The following is a 4,247-nucleotide window of genomic DNA, read 5'->3' on the forward strand; positions in this document are numbered from 1 at the left end:
CGGTGCGGCGGCGGTGTGTCCGGTGGTCCGCGATGCCGACGCCCCGCAGCGGGCCGGGCCCGGGCGCCGGGCACCACAGGTCAGCCGAGCCGATCTTTCAGGGCCCGCGCGACCGGACCCGGCAGGAGATGTGAGACGTCCCCGCCCAGACGTGTGACCTCGCGGCACAGTGAGGAGGACACGAACGCCAGGTCCGCCCGGGTCGGCAGGAACACGGTGTCCACGCCCGCGATCGACCTGTTCATGTGGGCCATGGGCAGTTCGTAGTCGTAGTCGGTCGAGTCACGCAGACCCTTGATCACCGCGGTGGCGCCCGTCTGGCGGCAGTAGTCGACGAGGAGCCCGTAGAAGCTGTCCACGCGGACGCCGGGCAGGTCGGCGCAGACCTCCTCGATGAGCGCCTTGCGTTCGTCGATGGAGAACGTGCCCTGCTTGTTGGGATTGGCCACCACGCACACGATCACGTCGTCGAAGAGGTCGGCCGCCCTCCGGATGACGTCGAGGTGCCCGAGGGTCACCGGGTCGAACGAGCCTGGGCACACGACGGTGGTCATCGGGCGACCGTATCAACCGGGCGGGCGATCTCGACGGCGGTCTCCCCGTAGGTCCGCTCGAACTCCACCTCGTAGCCCGCGGGCCACCGCACCGCCGGGTCACGCCTGGACCTCTCCCACACCACGAGGGCGTCCCCGGCGAGCCAGGCCCCGTCCGCCAGCGCCTCGAGGACGGGGGCGTCGAGGTCCGCTGAGCGCTCGTACGGCGGGTCGGCCAGGACCAGGTGGAAGCCTCCGGCGACGGGACACGGTCCGGAGACGGCGGCGGGCAGCGCCGCCCGCCTGACGGTCGGCCGGACCGACGGGAACGACGACGACAGGCCCGACGTGTTCGCGCGGATGGTCGCGACGGCCCGGGGGTCGTCCTCGACGAACCACGCGACATCCGCGCCCCGGGAGACCGCCTCCAGCCCGAGTGCGCCGGACCCGGCGAACAGGTCCAGCACCGCGGCGCCGTCCAGGTCCATCCTGCTGACGATCGCGCTGAACAGGGCCTCGCGGACGCGGTCGGTGGTGGGTCTGGTCCCTGCCGGTGGCACTGTGATCGAGCGCCCGCGCAGGCGGCCCGAGATGATGCGGGTCATGGATCCCCCGATGGTCGAGATGCTGATGGTCAGTACTTGAACAGGTAGTCCGACTCGTCCGAGCCGGACAGTCGACGGACGCGCTCGGCCAACGCCGGGTGGTGGTCCAGTCCGGGATCGGAGTCGAGGATCTCCTCGGCGTGACGGCGTGCGATCTCGATGACCTCGCCGTCGTCGACGACGGACAGCAGTCGGAGCGAGGCCAACGCACCCGACTGAGCGTCTCCCAGGACATCTCCCTCCCGGCGCTGGACCAGGTCGAGCTGCGCCAGCAGGAACCCGTCCGTGGTGGCGGCGACCGCACCCAGTCGTTCCATCGACTTCCCGCCCTCAGGAGAATTGGTCACCAGGAGGCAGAGCCCGGGCAGGCCACCCCGACCCACCCGGCCCCGGAGCTGGTGGAGTTGGCTCACCCCGAACCGGTCGGCGTCCATCACCACCATCACGGTGGCCTCCGGGACGTCCACCCCGACCTCGATCACGGTCGTCGACACCAGGACGTCGAGATCACCGGAGGCGAACGCACCCATGGTCGACTCCTTCTCCTCGGGAGGGAGCCGACCATGCATGAGACCGAGACGGAGGCCCGCCAGTGGCCCGGTGGACAGGTACTCGTAGAGGTCCACGGCGGCGACCAGAGGGGGCCTGTCGCTCCCCCGGCCGTCGTCCCCTGCGGACGTACCGTTCGCGGCGTCGCCGGTGTCGGCGTCGATCCGCGCACACACGATGTACGCCCGGTGTCCCGCCTCGACCTCCTCCCGGACCCGCTCCCAGACGCGCTGCACCCATCTCGGCTTGTCCCGGGCCGGCACGACCGAGGTGGAGATGGGTCTGCGACCACCGGGGAGCTCGTCCAGCTCCGAGACCTCCAGGTCCCCGAAGACGGTCATCGCGATGGTGCGGGGGATCGGTGTCGCCGTCATCACCAGCAGGTGCGGGACCGTCCCGTCCCGCCCCTTGGCGCGGAGCCGATCGCGCTGACGCACCCCGAACCGGTGTTGCTCGTCGACCACGACCAGGCCCAGGTCGAAGAAGTCCACCGAGTCCTGGATGAGCGCGTGCGTGCCCACGACGATCCCGGCCTCACCGGTGACGATATCCAGGAGCGCCGCCCGCCGTTCCGCGGTGGACATCGACCCCGTCAGCAGCACGACCCGGGTGGCCTCCTCGGCGGCACCCAGTCGGCCCCGCTCCCCCAGATCGCCGAGCATGGCCGTCAACGAACGGTGGTGCTGGGTGGCCAGGACCTCGGTAGGGGCGAGCATCACGCACTGACGACCCGCATCGACCACCTGGAGCATCGCGAGCAGTCCGACGATCGTCTTGCCGGAGCCGACCTCCCCCTGCAGGAGGCGGTTCATCGGTTCATCCAGGGCGAGGTCGGCGGAGATCTCCTCCAGCACGGCGGTCTGACCGGCGGTGAGCTCGAACGGCATCCGCGCCTCCATGGCGGCGCGGACGCCGTCCGGGCGCACCGGACTGGCCGGCGCGGGGTCGCGGGCGACCGCGCGGCGCCGGGCCCCCAGGAGCAGCTGCAGCGCGATGGCCTCGTCGAACCGGAGTCGGTACCCGGCCCTGTCGGCGTCCTTGACGGTCTCCGGCAGATGAGCCTTGCGCAGCGCCTCGTCGAGGCCCATCAGACCGGCGGCCGCCAGGACCGTGTCGTCGAGGGGGTCCACGACGGGCACGAGGGCCCGGATCGCGGTCACGATCGCGCCGAGCAGGTCCCACGAGGTCACGCTCTTGCTGGCCGAGTAGATGGGCAGGAGGGGACGGTCGAACAGACTCGGGCCGCCCTCGGCGTCGATCTCGGACGCCAGCCGGGCCAGGGCGGCGAGATCACCCGAGCCCCTGAGCTCACGACCCTGGCCCGAGACCGGGCGCAGGACCAGGAACTCCGGGTGGGTGAGGTCCAGGGACCGGCGGAACCGCGACACGGTCCCGTCGAACATCGCCACCGTGCCCACCGGGAGCATGAACTTGATCCTGCGGCCGGCGAAGTAGACCACCTTGAACGTGGTGTCCTCGTCCTTCACCGTGAGCGTGAGCATCTCCCGCGACTGCCCCTGCTTGGTGGTGTAGTTGCGGGTCGTGGCAGTGGTGACCGTCCCGATGATCGTCACCCGCTCGCCCTCGACGAGTTCGCGCTTGTCGTAGCGCTGACCGTGCTGGCGGTAGCGGCGGGGCAGGGTGTGGAGCAGGTCGCCGACGGTCCGGTGGCCGAAGGCCGCGGTGATCCGCTCGGCCAGTCCGGCGTCGAGGACCTCCCCCAGCGCCGAGTCCGTGGTGACGAACGCGGTCATTCGACCCCGACGTGCGCGAGCACCCGACCCGGTCCGGCCGCATACCCGACGACCTCCACGTCGGGATGTCCTTCGCGGATCCTGGACAGAGCGGTCTCGGTCGCGGCGTCGTCGTACTCGGCTCCGAGCAGCAGCGTCACCAGCTCGCCGCCGGAGGAGAGCAAGCGGTCCGCGAGCGCGCAGACGGCGTCCACCGGGTCCGTCTCGATGAGGGCGACATCGTGGCCCACCATGCCGAGGAGATCACCGGCCGCACAGCGGCCCACCAACGTGAGCGCGTCGTGTCGGGCCCGCACCAGATGGGCGTGTCGGGTGGCCGCCGCCGCGTCCGCCATCCCGAATCCGTCCAGGGACAGGGTGGTCGAGGGGTCGTGAACGGCGAGGGCGGACAGCCCCTGTACGACGGAACCCGTCGGGAGGATGAGGGCGTTGCCGTCGATTTCGCGCAGCGCGGCGTCGAGGGCTTCGATCTGGGCCCTGGGTAGCTCACCGTTGGGCAACACGAGCAGCTCATCGGCGGACAACGCGAGGACCGCGTCGATCACTCCGCCCTCGTCCGCATCGACCGTCTGCGCCCCCGCCTCCGAGAACAACTCGGCCAGCGGCCCGTCCGGGACGATCGCCACCACGACCCGCTCGGGTTCACCCGCGACCCGGCCCTCCGCGGCGCCGGACGCGCCCCGTCGACGGTGCCCGGCCTCCGTGCTCCCGCCCACCGGGTCCAACATGTCGGTCACACGGATCTCGGTGACGCGGCCGAGGGACAGGGCGACCTCGATCGCCGACCCGATGTCGTCGGTGTGGAC

Annotated in this window: 3 protein-coding genes and 1 pseudogene; all 4 read right to left on the reverse strand. The window is 71.2% G+C overall.

Going from position 1 to position 4,247, the window contains the following annotated elements:
• Positions 1-80 precede the first annotated feature (80 nt).
• Positions 81-554 carry a pantetheine-phosphate adenylyltransferase gene (coaD, locus tag G6026_RS03540; RefSeq protein ID WP_107756661.1) on the reverse strand — a complete coding sequence of 158 codons (474 nt, stop codon included), beginning with the start codon at positions 552-554 and terminating at the stop codon, positions 81-83.
• Positions 551-1,138 (reverse strand): 16S rRNA (guanine(966)-N(2))-methyltransferase RsmD, encoded by a 588-nt coding sequence (rsmD, locus tag G6026_RS03545; protein ID WP_107756662.1) that lies wholly within the window; start codon positions 1,136-1,138, stop codon positions 551-553. Before rsmD ends, coaD begins: the two co-directional genes overlap by 4 nt.
• Positions 1,139-1,167: 29 nt before the next feature.
• Complete coding sequence (recG, locus tag G6026_RS03550; protein ID WP_182612280.1) at positions 1,168-3,441, reverse strand: ATP-dependent DNA helicase RecG; 2,274 nt, start codon at positions 3,439-3,441, stop codon at positions 1,168-1,170.
• Positions 3,438-4,247: pseudogene (locus tag G6026_RS03555) on the reverse strand (Dak phosphatase); the annotation flags it as partial. The gene recG and the pseudogene G6026_RS03555, both read right to left, overlap by 4 nt.

It is taken from the genome of Dietzia sp. DQ11-38-2 (assembly GCF_014145055.1).
Taxonomy (GTDB): domain Bacteria; phylum Actinomycetota; class Actinomycetes; order Mycobacteriales; family Mycobacteriaceae; genus Dietzia.

What these genes read in the sequence shown, in the direction of transcription:
- recG (WP_182612280.1), bottom strand. Translation starts at nt 3,441, where the DNA reads ATGACCGCGTTCGTCACCACGGACTCGGCGCTGGGGGAGGTCCTCGAC.
- coaD (WP_107756661.1), bottom strand. Translation starts at nt 554, where the DNA reads ATGACCACCGTCGTGTGCCCAGGCTCGTTCGACCCGGTGACCCTCGGG.
- rsmD (WP_107756662.1), bottom strand. Translation starts at nt 1,138, where the DNA reads ATGACCCGCATCATCTCGGGCCGCCTGCGCGGGCGCTCGATCACAGTG.